The organism is Microbacterium paraoxydans, assembly GCF_900105335.1.
Lineage (GTDB): Bacteria > Actinomycetota > Actinomycetes > Actinomycetales > Microbacteriaceae > Microbacterium > Microbacterium paraoxydans.
The window spans coordinates 3,091,607-3,105,799 of sequence record NZ_LT629770.1; the positions used below are offsets into that span (position 1 = coordinate 3,091,607).

Sequence of the window (14,193 nt, forward strand, 5' to 3'; positions counted from 1 at the left end):
CTTCTGTCCGAGGAGGAGCTGAGGATGCCGAGGAGCATGGAGTTCCCTTCTGCCGGAGACCGTGTACCTCGACGGTATCCGCGCCGATGCACCGGCACGAGGGAGTTGCGCCGCGTCGACCCGGTCAGGTAGGCGGTCGGCGACGCGAGCGGCGCCAGGGCGCGAGCACCGCGCCGAGGAGGCCGACGACCGCTGCGGTCCGCCACCCCGGGTGCACCCGCAGCCAGGTGCTGACGCTGCCGCGTCCGCGGTGCGGCAGCCCGCCGCGCTGCTCGGTGTCGCGGAGCGGACCGACGAGGTTCCCGAACTGCTCCGGAGCGGCGTCGGCTGTGTGCATCATCCGCGGCCCGAACCGGCCGAGGGCGGCATCGAGCACGCCCGGCATGACACGCTGGACCCCGGTGAGCAGCAGGGCGCCGCCACCGACGTGGACGGTGCGTGCGGGATGCGCGGCGGCATGGAGGATCGCTCGTGCCACGGACCGCGGACGGTAATGCGGATGCGGCCCGCTCGGCCGAAACGCCATCCGGCTGCGGGCATGACGGTAGATCGGTGTGTCGATGACGGCGGGTCGGACCACCGTGATCGTGACCGGCGCGCGCTCGGCACGCAGTTCACGGCGCAGCGCGTCGATCGCTCCTTCCAGCGCGTGCTTGGAGGCGGCATACGCGCCGTGCCACGGCATCGCCACCACGGCCTCGGCCGAGCTCACGACGATGATCGTCCCTCCCGAGCGCCGGAGCGCCGGCAGTGCCGCCTGGACGCCGTTGAGCTGTCCGATGACGTTGATGTCGAGGACGCGACGGAACTCCTCCGGCGAGGTGTTGGCGACCGGGGCGTAGAGGAGCACACCCGCGTTGCCGACCCAGGTGTCGATCCGGCCGAACGCGTGCGTGATCTGGTCGACCGCGTCCTGCACCGCCCGGCGGTCGGAGACGTCGCACACGATCCCGCGGACGTCCCCGCCTTCCGCGGCGATCTCCTCGACCGTCTCGGTCAGCGCCTGCTCACCGCGGGCGAGCAGGACGACGGATGCCCCCGCTCGCGCGAAGCCGAGGACCGCCTCCCGGCCGATGCCGCGGGAGCCGCCGGTGACGACGACCACCTGGGCGTCGAGGGGCGGCCGCCGTGCGCGTATGCGCGGCGACCGCCCCTTCCGCGAGATCGATGGCGGCATCTCACTCCTTGTGGAGCGCGTCCTGCGCGGCGCCGGCCACCTTCTCCACGACGTTCGGCAGCTCGGTCGTGCCGTAGAAGCGCGCGTCGGGGTGGGTAGGCGGAGGCATCTCGGCCGTGGTCGTGGGGCCCTCGTGGTAGCTGAACTCGCCGTATCCGTCCGGCGTCGGTCCGGATGCCCACGTTCCCTCCGCGGCGGCAGGGCCGTCGCTGAAGTTGAGGTACTGGTACGACACGTCGCGGTGCTCCTTGGACAGCGGGAAGTTGCTGGGCACGGGCAGCTTCTCGGCGCCCTCGGCCTTGAGCTCCTCCGCGGCGGCGAGCCACTGGTTCTGGTGCATGGTGTCGCGCGCCAGCAGGAAGCTCAGCAGATCGCGCACGCCATGGTCGTCGGTCATGTGGTAGAGCCGGGCGACCTGCACCCTGCCCTGCATCTCGGCGTTCGCATTGGCCATGAAGTCGGCGAGGAGGTTGCCGCTCGCGGTGATGTACGAGCCCTGCCACGGGTTGCCGTTGCTGTCCACCGGGCGGGCGCCGGCACCGGCGACGATGCCCTGCTGCACGTCCGTGCCGCCGACGATCGCCGCGACCGTCGGGTCGTCCTGCACGGCATCCTCCGTGATGCCGAGCGGGGACTTCTCGAGGAGCTGCGCGATCATGACCGCGAGCATCTCGACGTGGCCCATCTCCTCGGCCCCGATGCCGAAGACCAGGTCGCGGTACTTGCCGGGGATGTGCATGTTCCATGCCTGGAACTGGTACTGCAGGGCGACGGTGATCTCGCCGTACTGCCCGCCGAGGACCTCCTGCAGCTTGCGGGCGTACACGGCGTCCGGGGCCTCGGGCGTCGCGGAGAATTGGAGCTCCTGTCGATGGAAGAACATATCGAGCCTCTCTCTTCTGGGGATGGGCTGGCCATGCAACGCCCGGTCGGCCGATCCACTCAGGGCCTTTCCAAACCCGGAGTCGCCTGGGACAATCACACTCGGCACGTGAGGTGCCGCGCCGGTGTTAGCCGGTCGGCGGCAGCGCCGTCAACCCCCGCCCTCCTCGGCGTCCCCCCGGGCATGCTGTGGGCATGGGGGATCAGACGGCAGCCGCGGACGACGCGATCGGCGCGTTCCTCGAAGCCCGTCGGGACGAGATGGTCGACCGACTCTCCGCCTGGGTCGAGATCCCTTCCGTGTCGGCGGACCCCGAGCGTCGCATCGACGGCGTGCGGTCTGCCCACTGGATCGCCGCCGAACTGCGGGACGCGGGCTTCACGACGACGCTGCTCCCCGCGGGCGATGCGGTGACCGTCTTCGCCGAGCGGGAGGGCGCGCCCGGGGCGCCCACCGTGCTCGTCTACACCCACCACGACGTCCGTCATGCGAAGCCGGAGGAGTGGAGCGAGACGGCGCCGTTCGTGCCGGTGCTCCGAGAAGGACGGCTCTACGGGCGCGGGGCGTCGGACGCGAAGGGTCAGGCGCTCGCGCACGTCTGGGCCCAGCGGGCGCTCGCCGCCGTGGACGGCCCCGATGCGGGGGTGCATCTCAAGCTGCTCGTCGACGGTGAGGAGGAGATCGGCTCCCCGCACCTCAAGAACCTCCTGGAGGCCGACCCCGATCGGTTCGCGTGCGACCTCGTGGTCTTCTCGGACACACTGCAGTGGGAGGTCGACTCCCCGGCTCCGGTGACCTCGATGCGCGGGACGCTGACCGCGACGCTCACGGTGCAGGGGCCCGACCGGGACGTGCACAGCGGCGCCGCCTCCGGCGTGACCGTGAATCCGGCCCTCGTCCTGTCCCGGGTGCTCGCGCAGCTGCACGACGAGGACGGAGGCATCGCGATCCCCGGCTTCCATGACGGCGTGGCCCCGCTCAGCGACGAGCGGGCCGCGGAGCTCGACGCGCTGCCGTTCGACCCGGACGACTGGACGCGGCGTACCGAGACCAGGGTCATCGTGGGGGAGAAGGGGTTCACCCCGAAGGAGCGCCTGTGGGTGCGCCCGGCCATCGAGGTGATCTCGCTGCTCGCCGGTGACCCGGAGGGTATCGAGCGCTCCGTCATCCCGCGGGAGGCCAGGGCCTCGCTGAGCATCCGGACCGTCGCCAACCAGCGCAACCATGACGTCGCTGACGCGCTCCGCGCCTTCATCGCCGACGTCATGCCCCGGGAGGCGACGTACCGTCTGGAGCTCGACGAGGACATCGCACAGGAGCCGTATGTCTCTCCTCCGGGGCCGTATCGGGATGCGCTGGAGCGCGCTCTCGCCCTCGGGCACGGCCGGCCGATCCAGGGGCGGATGGGCAATGCCGGGGGAGGACCGGCCGAGCTGCTGTCCCGGGAACTCGACGCCCCGGTCGTCTTCCTCGGAACGGGGCTGGCCGAGGACCACTGGCATGCGAGCGACGAGAGCATCGATCTGCGCATGCTCGTCCGCGGCGCCGCGACCCTCGCGCATCTGTGGCGCGAGCTCGCCGCCGCCTCATGACTCCGCCGGGGGATGCGAGGAGGAGGCTCGTCCCCCGGCGGGCTACGCTGGACGCAGGCGCCACCGCCCGGTGCCCGGTCGCAGGAGCCCGGCGCGGACGACGCCTGCGAACCTGACACCGACGGCTTGAGGAGAACGACGCCGATGACCGACACCCAGACCTTCGAGCCCGAGGGCCGCGCCATCCCGTTCGTCGACGAGGGCGACGGGCCGGTCAAGCTCGTGCTCATCCAGGAGCGTGGCCTGGCCGCCGACGTGCTCGGTGTGGTCGGTCACTACCTGGCCGAGGAGGCCGGATTCCACGTCGTGCGGATCGGCCATCGCGCGGATGACGCCGACACGTCGATCGAGGACCGCGTCGCGGACGCGCTCGCCGTCATCGACCACATCGGCCTCGGCGACACGTGGATCGGCGGACACGGCTTCGGCGGCACGATCGCGCGGTCGTTCGCGGTGGCTCATCCGGAGCGCGTGAACGGTCTCGCACTCCTCGGCGTGGAAGAGGTGGAGACGCCCCTCGCCCCGGTGATCCCGGTGCTGCTGATCCAGGGGACGGCCGACGAGGTCACCCCGCCCGCGAACGCCGAGAGCCTGCGCGCCACGGCTCCGGAGCGCGCCAGCATCAAGGTCGTCGAGGGCGGGGATCACCTCTTCCCGATGACGCACCCCATCGAGACGGCCGTCGTGCTCGAGGAGTACCTGGACTGGGACTGAGGGTGACGCCGCGGGTCAGAGGTCGCTGAAGTCGTTCGCGGGGACCATGATCTGCGTGACGGTGTCGCCGTCGAGCACGAACATCGTGTAGATGATCCCGGTGGAGCCCGGGCGGGTCAGGGACTCGGTGTCCGGGACCTCGCGCCCGCCGAGCCCGAGCTCGCTCGCGGTCTCCGGGTCCTCCGCATCCGTCAGCGCCCAGGCATCGGCGGCGCGGAGCTCGGCGCGGGTGCTGCCGACGCGGAATCCGTCCTCGGTCGTGATCGGGAGGCCCGCGACCTCGGCGGCGGTGACGGAGACGCTGGCCGGGGCCTCGCCCGTGCTGTCGGCCAGGACGCGCAGCCCCTCCCAGTCGTACGCCTCAAGCGTGGAGGCCTCGCCGGGGAAGATCTCCACGCCCTCCGGCTCGGGAAGCTCGCCGGTGACCTCCTGGAGGAGCTCGAGGATGGCGGCGGAATCCGTGTAGTCAGCGCTCCGCTCTTCCGCGCCGGTGACCGTCAGACCGTCCAGCGACACGACGATGTGCGCGGAGGCGGTCTCTGTCGGCGTCGGCGATGCGCTGGTGGTCTCCGAGGGACGAGGGGACGCGGACGGCTCGGCTGAGGTCGCCGGAGCGCAGGCCGTCACGGCGAGCGCGGTGGCGGCGAGGGCGAGAAGGAGGGAAGAGGGTCGTCGCATGGTCCCGATGCTAGAGCGCTCGGGGCCGCCGCCGAAGGTGGCGCGGTTCTCGTTATCGGACCGTGCTCGGAGACGGACGGACGCCGCGGCCGAGGCGGCCGCGGCGTCCGAAGTCTGAGGTCTCAGGCGACCTGAGGGAGCACGGCGAAGGACACGGAGCCCTCGTCGTCCACGCCCGCGTCGAGGACCTTGTCGTCGAGCGCGGAGGCGGCGGCCTCGTCGAGGAACAGGCGCGTGCCCGAAAGCTCGACGACCTGGTCGGCGGGCTCCGGATCGGCGGTCACGGCGACGGCGAGACGGGCCGCGCCCGTGTCGTCCTGCGCCTCGGCGGTGTGGATGCGCAGCCCGGCGGCCGGCGCGTCGTTCTGCCGACTCACGAGGGTCGACACGATGGCGGTGGCGTTGTCGGTGAGGGTGAGCACGAGCTCTCCTTTCCGGTTGGGGCATGACGCGGTCGCGACATGTCCCGGCTACGATTCCCCATCGCCCCGGATCCCCTCGACCCCCTTGCGCAGACGGGGGCGCTGCCCTTAACCTCGCAGCGGCTTGCGGAGGAACACCTGGGCGGTGCCGTCGCCCTGCGGCACCCGTTCGCGCTCCTCGTAGCCGCAGGACTCGTACAGCCGGATGTTCGCTTCGCTGAGGCTTCCGGTGAAGAGCTCGGCCTCGCGGGCGTCGGAGGCCTGCTCCGCCGCCTCGAGGAGCTTCCGGCCGATGCCCTCGCCCTGCATGTCGGGAGCGATCGCGATCCGTCCGATCAGGAGCAGGTCGTCGTCCTCGACGAACCGGATGGCTCCGACCAGGCGGCCGTCGATCCGGGCACCCAGGCCGCGCTCCGAGGTGAGCTCGGCCTCCATCTCGGCGAGCGTCTGGGTCAGGGGCGGCATGTCGACGCTCCCGTAGATCGCCGCCTCCGACACGAAGGCCGCCCGCTGGATCGTGAGCACCTCGCCGGCATCCGCCGCGGTCAGAGGGGCGACGACCACCTCGGGTCGATCCTCCTGTGCTGCTGTTCCCACTGTTCCGCCTTTCTCGATGGCCTTGTCGCCTTCCTCACGTTCAGGGGTGCGACCGGCGGGTGTCAACCCCCTCGGAACGGGCCGCGCTGCGGGCTACCGTGCCGGGAGGAGGTCACACCATGGCAGACACGAAGACCAAGAAGTCCGGCAGCTCCAGCAGCAAGAACGGGGCGGCGAAGGCGGGCGTCAAGACCACCCGCCAGCAGAACGCGGAGAAGGGGTTCACGGCATCCCCGACCCTCGCGGCGAACCTGCAGGCCGTGCTCGTCGATCTGCTCGAACTCTCGCTGCAGGGCAAGCAGGCGCACTGGAACGTCGTCGGACGCAACTTCCGCGACACCCACCGTCAGCTCGACGAGATCATCGAGGACGCCCGGACGTTCAGCGACACCATCGCGGAGCGCATGCGCGCGCTGCACGCCGTCCCCGACGGCCGCAGCGCCACGATCGCGAAGACGACCACGCTGCCGGAGTTCCCGACCGGCGAGGTGTCCACGACGGAGACCATCGACCTCGTCACCGCGCGCCTCGAGGCCGCGGTCGGGACGATGCGCGACGTGCACGACGCCGTCGACGAAGAGGACCCGACGTCCGCCGATCTGCTGCACGCCGTCATCGAGCGGCTGGAGCAGTTCGCCTGGATGGTGAGCGCGGAGAACCGCAGCCCCGCCGGTCGCTGATCGACCCGCTGTCGGACCGCCGCCCTCGTCGCGCTCACGCCGACGGGGGCGGCGGTCCGTCGTGTGACCGCGCCCGGGATCGGGCGCGCCGCAGCAGGCCGGGCAGCGCCATCCACAGTCCGACGACGAGCACGAGGGACGCGATGAGCGCGACGATCCCGGCGGTCCGGCTGACCGTGAAGTCGACGATGAGGGTCGTGACGCCGATCGTGAGGGCGCCGATCACGAACAGATCGATCTTCACCAACCGCGCCGCCGTCCGGACGAGCTCGGGCTTCAGCCTGCTGCCGAACAGGGCCCGGTGGATGCCGACGGGGGCGAGGGCGAGGATCGTCGCGAGAGCGGCGAGGGCCACGAGCACGACGTACAGATCGCGCTGGAACTCGTCCATATCGGTGAAGCGCGGCTGGAACGCGACCGCCAGGAGGAAGCCGGTGAGGATCTGCGTGCCGGTCTGCATGACCCGCAGCTCCTGCAGCAGCTCCTCCCAGTTGCGGTCCGCGCGCTCATTCGGGGTCTCGTCGCGACCGTCATCGCGGTCGTCGCGCTCGTCCGCGTCGCCACGGGGTTCTGCTCTCATGGCGATAGTCTCGTGGGCACGATCCGCCGCTGTCCAGGACCTTGCGCGGCCCGGCGGACAGGCCTCAGGAAAGGACCCCGATGACGCTACCCCCGATCGACGAATGGTGGCCGGAGCTGTCCGACGAGGCGCGCCGAGCGGTCATCGGCAGCGGCTCGCGGCACCTCGATGAGGATGTCCGCGAGGAGATCCGGGAGATCACCGGAGCGGTGGTCGGGATGATCGAGTCGCTGTCCGACGACGACCTCGCGTACGCCCGAGACCACGCGCCCGCGGAGGAGTGAGGCGTCAGCCCTCCGGCCGCTCGGCCGTCTCCTCGCGCAGCCGCGGCTCCGTGCGGCGCTCCGGACGCACGCCGTGCTTGTCGGCGTAGAACGCGCGGATCCGGTCCATGTCGGCGGCCACGTCTCCCGTGAGGTCGATCGTCGGCCCGAGGCCGGTCGTCATGGTGTGGCGGTCGACGAAGCCGAGGGTGACCGGCATGCCGGTGGCACGCGCGATCCGGTAGAAGCCGCTCTTCCAGTACTCGTTGCCGCCGCGGGTGCCGTCGGGGGTGACGACGAGGCCGAACACGGTCCCGGCGTGCACCTGCTCCACGACCTCGCCGACGATGCGCGCCGGATCCGCCCGGTCGACGGCGATGCCGCCGAGGCCGCGCATGATCGGGCCGCGCCAGCCGCGGAACAGACTCTTCTTACCCAGCCAGTGGACCTCGATGCCCAGCCGCCAGGCGATCGCGAGCATGAGCACGAAGTCCCAGTTCGAGGTGTGCGGGGCGCCGATCAGGACGGTCGGACGCGTGGGGGCGGCGTCGGCGACGAGGGTCCACCGGCTGACGGCCCAGTACACGCGGGCGAGGAATCGTCGGAGCATCCGTCCAGATTAAGGGGAGCGGCCTATCGATCGCCTGGCGGGCCGGCCGCGGAGGCGTGCGTGAGCGCCGCGGCGAGTGCGGGATCCAGCCCGGGGACGTCCTCGACGGGGACGGCGAGCGCGAGCAGTGCCCTGCTGAAGTAGTTGCGCGCCGCCGCCGCCAGGGTGATGTCCACGATCTGCCGGTCGCTGAACCCGGCCTCGCGCAGCTCCTGCGTCTCCGCATCGGTCATCGCCGACGGATCGGTCGACAGGCGTGCGGCGAAGCGGATCACGACCTGCTCCTGCTCCGTGAAACCGCTGTCGTCTCCGGCGGCGAAGGCGGCGAGTCCTTCCTCGTCGACGACTCCGGCGCGGAGGGAGCGGCGGCCGTGGGCGAGCAGACAGTGCGCGGATCCGAGGGCCCGCGCCGCCCCGAGGGTCGCGGCCTCGTACACGCGGACGCCGATCGACGGGACGACCGCACGGACGAGCGCCTCGAACGCGGCGTGGGCTTCGGGGTTCACGGCCATGGCCCTGGTGTGTGCGAACACGATGCCGTCGTCGGCGAGGTCGCTCTCGTACATCGCGGCGACGTGGCCGGTCGCGGTGGCCCGCTCGGGAGGGTGGATGATCATGGCGCCTCCTCGGCTCCGGGAGGCGCGGCGAGGGTGCGCACCCCCTCGCCGGGAACGATACGCCGCTCTCGGGTCGGAGAGAAGAACGTGCGGCGCCCGGCGCTCCTGGCAGGCGTACGATCGAGGGATGACCGAATCGAAGCAGGAGAACACCGGGCAGGACGCGCCGCTCGGGCTGCAGCCGCTGCCGGGTGCGATCGAGCTGCTCGACGGCGATGCCGCCGGCTACTGCAGCAACGGCGTCTGCCACATCCCCGCTCCCAAGGAGCGGTGAGCAGCAGACGCCGTCGGTGTCTCTGCGCGGTCAGTGACCGCCGTGCGCCGCATCGCCGATGTCGTCGGCGGGCTTGCGCACCAGCGGGCTGAGCGCGACCGCCGCGAGCGAGATGATCGCCGCGATGAGGAACGCCGTCCGCGCACCGGGGGCACCCGCCACCGCCCGCGACAGGCCCTCGTCCTCGCCGGCGTGCAGGATGGCCGAGTACGTGACCGTGAGCAGCGCGACACCGGCCGCGCCGCCGACCTGCTGCAGCGTGTTCAGCACCGCGGAGCCGTGCGAGTACAGCGAGCGGTGCAGCGACCCCAGCGACGAGGAGAACAGCGGCGTGAACGACATCGCGAGGCCGACCGACATGGCCGCCTGTACGACGATCAGCAGCCACCACACGGTGTGCTCGCCGACCGTCGAGTAGAAGAAGAGCGAGGCCGAGACGAGGATCGTGCCGGGGATGAGCAGCGGTCGGGTGCCCTTCGCGTCGTACACACGACCCATGATCGGTCCGAGGAGGCCCATCAGCACCGAACCGGGGAGCAGGATGAGGCCCGACTCCAGAGCGCTGAGTCCGGCGACGTTCTGCAGGTACTGCGGCAGCAGCGTGAGCGTGCCGAACATCGACAGGGCCAGGATCGTCATGATGATGACGGCCAGCGAGAAGTTCGCCGAACGGAACACGCGCAGGTCGAGCAGCGCGTCGTCCACCCGCTGCAGCACGAGCTGGCGCCAGACGAAGAGGGCGAGCGAGACGGCGCCGACGACCAGGGCGATGACGCCAGTCGTGCCGCCCGCACCGCCTTCGCCGCCGAACTGGCTGAGGCCGAAGACGATGCCGCCGAAACCCAGCGCCGCGAGCGGGATGGACAGCACGTCGAGCGGAGCCTTGCGGGTCTCGCCGAGGTTCGTCATCCACTTCGCACCCATGCCGAGCGAGATCAGGGCGATGGGCAGCACGATCGCGAACAGCGCACGCCAGTTGAACGCGTCGAGCACGGCGCCCGCGAGCGTCGGGCCGATGGCGGGCGCGAGCGAGATGACGAGGCCGACGCGGCCCATCATGCGGCCGCGCGACTGCGCCGGCACGACGTTCATGATCGTCGTCATCAGCAGCGGCATCATGATGCCGGTGCCCGCCGCCTGGATCACGCGGCCCGCGAGCAGCACGGAGAAGCCGGGCGCCACGAGCGCCACGAGCGTGCCGAGCGAGAAGGCCGTCATCGCGGCGATGAAGACCTGCCGCGTCGTGAAGCGCTGCAGGATGAAGCCGGTGGTCGGGATGACCACCGCCATGGTGAGCATGAAAGCATTGACGTTACTAGCCATCTTACGGGTGTTTGCGGATCGCTGCACAGCGGAGCGAGCGAGTCGCCGCGCACCGTTCGGGCTTAGGGCTCGCAGGCAAGGCGGGCGAAGTCAGTACTGGTCAAGATATGGGAAGGAACGTGCGGGCGATCTCCAGACCTCGTATGGGCGATTTTCGCGTTGCCAGAATCGTTCGAATAGTCAAGGGGTGATCTGTCCCGGAATGCGCTGAGTGCGATTGTTCAGGCCACCCGGAGCGTTCGCCGATTCGTGGAACGAAGGCCGACCCCGTCGCCAACTAGACATCCGCGTGGTCGCAGTGGTCCGCTGCGTCTGAAGGCTTCTCGACGATGCTTGCCGAAGGGCGCCCGGATGGGGCGACCTACTCGCGTGAGCGCATGCAACTGTGGCATCGCGTTCGACGAGAGTTCGTCGACCGAGGATGCTGAAAGCGCGGCACCGGATCATCAATGAACCGGTGCAGCGTCGGTAGGGGGATTCGGATCGTGGGTTCGACTTCACGCCTAGCCGCAGTTCTCGTAGCGCGCGGTCGGACGATCTCCCGGGGAACAACTTCGTTGTCGTTCGACCTCTGGTTCCGAGTCGCCTAACCGGGCAGGCCCGGATCATGATTCATGCTCGGGATGAGGACGCGCGCTCGAAGTGCATCACCCTTCGGACGCGCGCCCATCGGTAATCAATGGACGCGGTTGCAACGAGGGTCGTGGCCGTCGCACAGTGCGTCGTGCATCAGAGCGAGCGCGGTCTCCCGAACCCGCTGGATGGTTGCCCGCGAGGGCGTCCACCATTCGGCGTTCGCTCCGAGGTCGTCGCGCGCAGCCCGCTTGAGCTCCTCAGCGATGACCGCGTCGGCGACGCTGTCGTCGCCGTCGAGCCCGAATGCTCGAGTGATGATGAAGAGGGGGTCGGTCTTCCCATCGCGGCCGATGGTCAGCGCAGCGAGTGCCCGCGCCACGTCGAGGACGCAGTCGATGGTGTCGTACGGGTCGCGCGCGGCGCTCGAGTGAACTGCTTCTTCGTCGATGCTGGCGTGTCCGCCCAGGGCGCTGTGAAGGGCGCGCATCGACGCTTCCGCGAGGATGCCGCGTGCCTGCGCGATAGCGGATTCGAGGTTGCCGCCCGCGTCAGTCATCGCGGTGCGATACTCGCGGCGTCGCTGTGCCGGGATGACCATAGCGCCCTGCATGTTCGTTTCGTCTGCGGCACGGAGGACGGAACGCTCGAGCGCCTGGATGAGGCGCACTCCTGCCTTGTTCGTGAACACCGCCTCCGTGAAGCCGGCGAGGACGTTCGAGCGGACCTCGTCGATGTCGACCGAGCCGCCCATGCGGCGGTACTCGGAAGCTGCGCGACCGCGCAGGGCGGGGATGTACTGCCACAGCAGCTGCTCGAAGTGCGGACGGCGCCGCTGGCGCTGGTTGACCTCGCGTCGCGCCCCTGCGATGAGGTGGGCTTCCTGCTCGGAGCTGAGCGGCTCCCGGGTCTCGTCGTCGGGCGTAATGAAGATGTCGTTGAAGTTCATGAGGGTCTTTCAGATGTCACGCGAAATGATTTGCGTGGTGTAGATGTGGTTCAATCAGGTGTTCAGTTGTGGGGCCGGCGCTGCCGCGGTTACCCTGCGGCAAGCTCCGAAGCGGCCCGGGGGTGCCTGCCGGAACGTGCCTCTGCGCGTCAGCTCAGGTGCTCCGAAACGGTTGCTTTCGGTACCCCCTCTATGCGGTCCGCCTCGAAACGCACGCATCGCCCGCCGGTCGTTGGTTGCAGGTCGGGTGCGCGAGGTGGCCAAAGTCGAGGTCACGCGCGAAAATCACCACGTTTGATGAAGGTGGTCGGGTTGGTCCGAACGAGGTGCAATCGACGCGATAGCGCTCGGGGATACATGACGCTGGGAGGCAGCTACTGTGCCGTGCCAGAGGCCCGGCCGAACGCGGCAGCGGAAACGACGAAGCCGTCATGCGGATCGCTGATCTGCATGACGGCTTCGCCATCTGAGGTTCGGGATCGAAGGCGGTCGGCGGGCTCGCCGTTATGTTCTGTGTTCGCCGCCCGGGCGGCGAGGATCTACGCAGTTGCTCCGTAGCCGTGACCCCAGGATGGGCCGTAGACCTCTGCATCGGCGAGGATGGGCACACCCATGAAGTCCGTCTCCATCACTTCCTTCATCCGGAGCACCGTCTTCGCGGCATCGGCGACTGGAGCCTGCCCCACAACCTCATCGTGTACCGGCAGCAACAGGTTGTTGCCGAAACCAGCGTCGTGAAGGCGGATCAAGGATTCCGCAAGAATGTCACGCGCAACGGACTGGACCGCGTAGTTCGTCGCGGTGAACGAACGCGACATGTCCAGGGGCAGAAGTCGACCGTGAACGTTCACTACCTCGAAGCGATCTCGCCGTCGAGCGTCAGCGATGAGCCTCTTCCCGTAGTGCTTGATGCCGGGGAACAACTCGTCGTACTTGCGCATCGCCGGCTCCACCTGCGTCTTCGGGATCCCAGTCTGAAGCGACACGGTAGAAGCGCTTCCTCCATACACTTTTCCGAGGCCAATCTGCTTGCTAAGGTCGCGCTGGCGAGAGGTAAAGCTCTCTCCGAACACGAGGCTCGCCGTGAAGTCGTGAAGGTCCTGTCCGCCAAGGATCGCGTCGAGCATCCTTTCGTCGCCGCAGAGCGCAGCGAGCACACGCATCTCGATCTGCTTGTAGTCGAGCGAGAGGATGACGTTGCCGGGATCGGCGATGATGCACCGCCGCACCAAATGGCCCTTGGAAGGCAGTTGCTGGAGCGCTGGGCGAGAGAGCGACATGCGTCCCGTGCGCGCGGCGAGCGTCGTGATGGACGGATGGATACGACCCTCACCATCGGTCTGGAAGAGGAATGGGCGAGTGTAGGACTCCTTCCACCCCTGCGCTCGTCGTGCGTGGAGGACCGCCTCTGCGAGAGGATTCGGATCCCTCCTCTCGATCCTCTCGTTGTCTTCGGTGAGGTCGGCGAGAGGTAGGAGCACGCTCTTGTCCACCTTGAGCGCTCCACTCTCGGTTCGCTCACTTAGATGCTCACCCATGGCGAGAAGTGCTGAAGCTACTTGCGATGGGTTCTGGACGCTGGTCACGCCGTACCGGGCTGCTTGAATCGTCCAACGGGCTGCGTCCTCGTCAAGCGAGGTATGCAATCTCTGCGTGTACTCGCGGTCAACGCGAACACCTCGACGAGCCATCGTGGACACGACCGCCTGGAGCCGGTGCTCCTTCGTGGCCAAGGCTGTGAGGTCGAGCCTATGGATCATCGGAGCGATCTTTCCGAACAGGCTGAGGGTCAGGTGTGCGCGTACGCCCAGCAGATCAGGCTCGACCACGTTCTCGGTGCTGAGTGCGTCTGGTGCAAGGTAGTGTCGGACGGCTTCGGTGAGAGAGTGTCCGGAGCCGCCGTCGTTGCGAGAACGGGGATCCAAGAGGTGGGTGAACACCCGCGTGTCGAACGTCGCGCCGGCGAGCTGTTCGATGGTGACTCCGAGGTGTCTGTCGAGTGTTTCCATGGTGTACGCCGCGTCGTGCATCACGAGCCGGTGGCCGCCGCCCAGATAGTCACGGATGACCTGGCGCCACAGATCGACGCGGAGGGTCCAGGCACCTGCTTCGGTGGCCAACGCCACGTGGGTCAGTCGCGTATTGGGCTGGTAGATATCCAAAGGCGGGATGGCGACGGCGATGATGTTCGTCGAGGCGAATGCCTCGCGCATCGCGGCGAGGTCGGCCGAGAACTGTGGGGCGTCAATGGTGATCTGCAT

Annotated in this window: 16 protein-coding genes; 5 read left to right on the forward strand and 11 right to left on the reverse strand. The window is 69.2% G+C overall.

The annotated features are described in order from the left end of the window. Window positions 1-124: 124 nt before the first annotated feature. A complete protein-coding gene (locus tag BLU02_RS15115; protein ID WP_083371040.1) occupies window positions 125-1,177 on the reverse strand; it encodes an SDR family oxidoreductase in 1,053 nt (350 codons plus the stop codon). A 1-nt stretch (window position 1,178) separates the two neighbouring features. Beyond that, window positions 1,179-2,060 (reverse strand): manganese catalase, encoded by an 882-nt coding sequence (locus BLU02_RS15120; RefSeq protein WP_060921366.1) that lies wholly within the window; start codon window positions 2,058-2,060, stop codon window positions 1,179-1,181. Between the two features lie 194 nt (window positions 2,061-2,254). On the opposite strand from BLU02_RS15120, the gene BLU02_RS15125 reads away from it, so the two are divergent. Both BLU02_RS15125 and BLU02_RS15130 read left to right on the forward strand, forming a co-directional pair. Beyond that, the gene (locus BLU02_RS15125) at window positions 2,255-3,652 is read left to right on the forward strand and encodes a M20/M25/M40 family metallo-hydrolase (RefSeq protein WP_060921365.1); all 1,398 of its coding nucleotides are present in this window, start codon (window positions 2,255-2,257) and stop codon (window positions 3,650-3,652) included. Window positions 3,653-3,796: 144 nt separating this feature from the next. After that, on the forward strand, window positions 3,797-4,366 hold the full coding sequence (locus tag BLU02_RS15130; RefSeq protein ID WP_060921364.1) for an alpha/beta fold hydrolase: 570 nt from the start codon (window positions 3,797-3,799) through the stop codon (window positions 4,364-4,366). Between the two features lie 15 nt (window positions 4,367-4,381). Here the strand turns inward: BLU02_RS15130 and BLU02_RS15135 are convergent, their stop codons facing one another. The 3 genes from BLU02_RS15135 to BLU02_RS15145 all read right to left on the reverse strand — a co-directional run bounded on the left by BLU02_RS15135 (window position 4,382) and on the right by BLU02_RS15145 (window position 6,063). Further along, a complete protein-coding gene (locus tag BLU02_RS15135; protein WP_060921363.1) occupies window positions 4,382-5,044 on the reverse strand; it encodes a hypothetical protein in 663 nt (220 codons plus the stop codon). A gap of 122 nt (window positions 5,045-5,166) precedes the next feature. After that, window positions 5,167-5,466 (reverse strand): hypothetical protein, encoded by a 300-nt coding sequence (locus BLU02_RS15140; protein ID WP_060921362.1) that lies wholly within the window; start codon window positions 5,464-5,466, stop codon window positions 5,167-5,169. A gap of 108 nt (window positions 5,467-5,574) precedes the next feature. Continuing rightward, window positions 5,575-6,063 (reverse strand): GNAT family N-acetyltransferase, encoded by a 489-nt coding sequence (locus BLU02_RS15145; RefSeq protein WP_174521417.1) that lies wholly within the window; start codon window positions 6,061-6,063, stop codon window positions 5,575-5,577. 119 nt (window positions 6,064-6,182) lie between these two features. Between BLU02_RS15145 and BLU02_RS15150 the strand changes: the two genes are divergently transcribed. Beyond that, a complete protein-coding gene (locus BLU02_RS15150) occupies window positions 6,183-6,743 on the forward strand; it encodes a Dps family protein (protein WP_060921360.1) in 561 nt (186 codons plus the stop codon). Window positions 6,744-6,777: 34 nt separating this feature from the next. On the opposite strand, the gene BLU02_RS15155 is transcribed toward BLU02_RS15150, so the two are convergent. Then, entirely contained in the window at window positions 6,778-7,323 is a 546-nt protein-coding gene (locus BLU02_RS15155) for a DUF6328 family protein (RefSeq protein ID WP_060921359.1), read from the reverse strand. 80 nt (window positions 7,324-7,403) lie between these two features. On the opposite strand from BLU02_RS15155, the gene BLU02_RS15160 reads away from it, so the two are divergent. Then, complete coding sequence (locus BLU02_RS15160) at window positions 7,404-7,607, forward strand: hypothetical protein (RefSeq protein ID WP_025102919.1); 204 nt, start codon at window positions 7,404-7,406, stop codon at window positions 7,605-7,607. Between the two features lie 4 nt (window positions 7,608-7,611). Here the strand turns inward: BLU02_RS15160 and BLU02_RS15165 are convergent, their stop codons facing one another. Together BLU02_RS15165 and BLU02_RS15170 are read right to left on the reverse strand one after the other, a co-directional pair. Then, window positions 7,612-8,196 (reverse strand): 1-acyl-sn-glycerol-3-phosphate acyltransferase, encoded by a 585-nt coding sequence (locus BLU02_RS15165; RefSeq protein ID WP_060921358.1) that lies wholly within the window; start codon window positions 8,194-8,196, stop codon window positions 7,612-7,614. A 23-nt stretch (window positions 8,197-8,219) separates the two neighbouring features. Further along, window positions 8,220-8,813: a carboxymuconolactone decarboxylase family protein gene (locus BLU02_RS15170; protein WP_060921357.1), complete on the reverse strand. Its 594-nt coding sequence runs from the start codon at window positions 8,811-8,813 to the stop codon at window positions 8,220-8,222. Window positions 8,814-8,940: 127 nt separating this feature from the next. Here BLU02_RS15170 and BLU02_RS17635 point away from each other — a divergent pair, with 127 nt between their 5' ends. Continuing rightward, window positions 8,941-9,087, forward strand: coding sequence for a hypothetical protein (locus BLU02_RS17635; protein WP_167627859.1), 147 nt, complete (start codon window positions 8,941-8,943; stop codon window positions 9,085-9,087). Between the two features lie 30 nt (window positions 9,088-9,117). Here the strand turns inward: BLU02_RS17635 and BLU02_RS15175 are convergent, their stop codons facing one another. The 3 genes from BLU02_RS15175 to BLU02_RS15190 all read right to left on the reverse strand — a co-directional run bounded on the left by BLU02_RS15175 (window position 9,118) and on the right by BLU02_RS15190 (window position 14,193). After that, the gene (locus tag BLU02_RS15175) at window positions 9,118-10,410 is read right to left on the reverse strand and encodes a DHA2 family efflux MFS transporter permease subunit (RefSeq protein WP_231919593.1); all 1,293 of its coding nucleotides are present in this window, start codon (window positions 10,408-10,410) and stop codon (window positions 9,118-9,120) included. A gap of 676 nt (window positions 10,411-11,086) precedes the next feature. Beyond that, window positions 11,087-11,932, reverse strand: a complete 846-nt coding sequence (locus BLU02_RS17465) for a hypothetical protein (protein ID WP_045262760.1) — start codon at window positions 11,930-11,932, stop codon at window positions 11,087-11,089. Between the two features lie 539 nt (window positions 11,933-12,471). Then, window positions 12,472-14,193 (reverse strand): DNA polymerase, encoded by a 1,722-nt coding sequence (locus BLU02_RS15190; protein ID WP_052674572.1) that lies wholly within the window; start codon window positions 14,191-14,193, stop codon window positions 12,472-12,474.

Bases quoted from the DNA above. Each gene is read 5' to 3' on its own strand.
- BLU02_RS15115 (WP_083371040.1), bottom strand. From the start codon at position 1,177: ATGCCGCCATCGATCTCGCGGAAGGGGCGGTCGCCGCGCATACGCGCA.
- BLU02_RS15120 (WP_060921366.1), bottom strand. From the start codon at position 2,060: ATGTTCTTCCATCGACAGGAGCTCCAATTCTCCGCGACGCCCGAGGCC.
- BLU02_RS15125 (WP_060921365.1), top strand. From the start codon at position 2,255: ATGGGGGATCAGACGGCAGCCGCGGACGACGCGATCGGCGCGTTCCTC.
- BLU02_RS15130 (WP_060921364.1), top strand. From the start codon at position 3,797: ATGACCGACACCCAGACCTTCGAGCCCGAGGGCCGCGCCATCCCGTTC.
- BLU02_RS15135 (WP_060921363.1), bottom strand. From the start codon at position 5,044: ATGCGACGACCCTCTTCCCTCCTTCTCGCCCTCGCCGCCACCGCGCTC.
- BLU02_RS15150 (WP_060921360.1), top strand. From the start codon at position 6,183: ATGGCAGACACGAAGACCAAGAAGTCCGGCAGCTCCAGCAGCAAGAAC.
- BLU02_RS15155 (WP_060921359.1), bottom strand. From the start codon at position 7,323: ATGAGAGCAGAACCCCGTGGCGACGCGGACGAGCGCGACGACCGCGAT.
- BLU02_RS15160 (WP_025102919.1), top strand. From the start codon at position 7,404: ATGACGCTACCCCCGATCGACGAATGGTGGCCGGAGCTGTCCGACGAG.
- BLU02_RS15165 (WP_060921358.1), bottom strand. From the start codon at position 8,196: ATGCTCCGACGATTCCTCGCCCGCGTGTACTGGGCCGTCAGCCGGTGG.
- BLU02_RS15170 (WP_060921357.1), bottom strand. From the start codon at position 8,813: ATGATCATCCACCCTCCCGAGCGGGCCACCGCGACCGGCCACGTCGCC.
- BLU02_RS17635 (WP_167627859.1), top strand. From the start codon at position 8,941: ATGACCGAATCGAAGCAGGAGAACACCGGGCAGGACGCGCCGCTCGGG.
- BLU02_RS15175 (WP_231919593.1), bottom strand. From the start codon at position 10,410: ATGGCTAGTAACGTCAATGCTTTCATGCTCACCATGGCGGTGGTCATC.
- BLU02_RS17465 (WP_045262760.1), bottom strand. From the start codon at position 11,932: ATGAACTTCAACGACATCTTCATTACGCCCGACGACGAGACCCGGGAG.
- BLU02_RS15190 (WP_052674572.1), bottom strand. From the start codon at position 14,193: ATGCAGATCACCATTGACGCCCCACAGTTCTCGGCCGACCTCGCCGCG.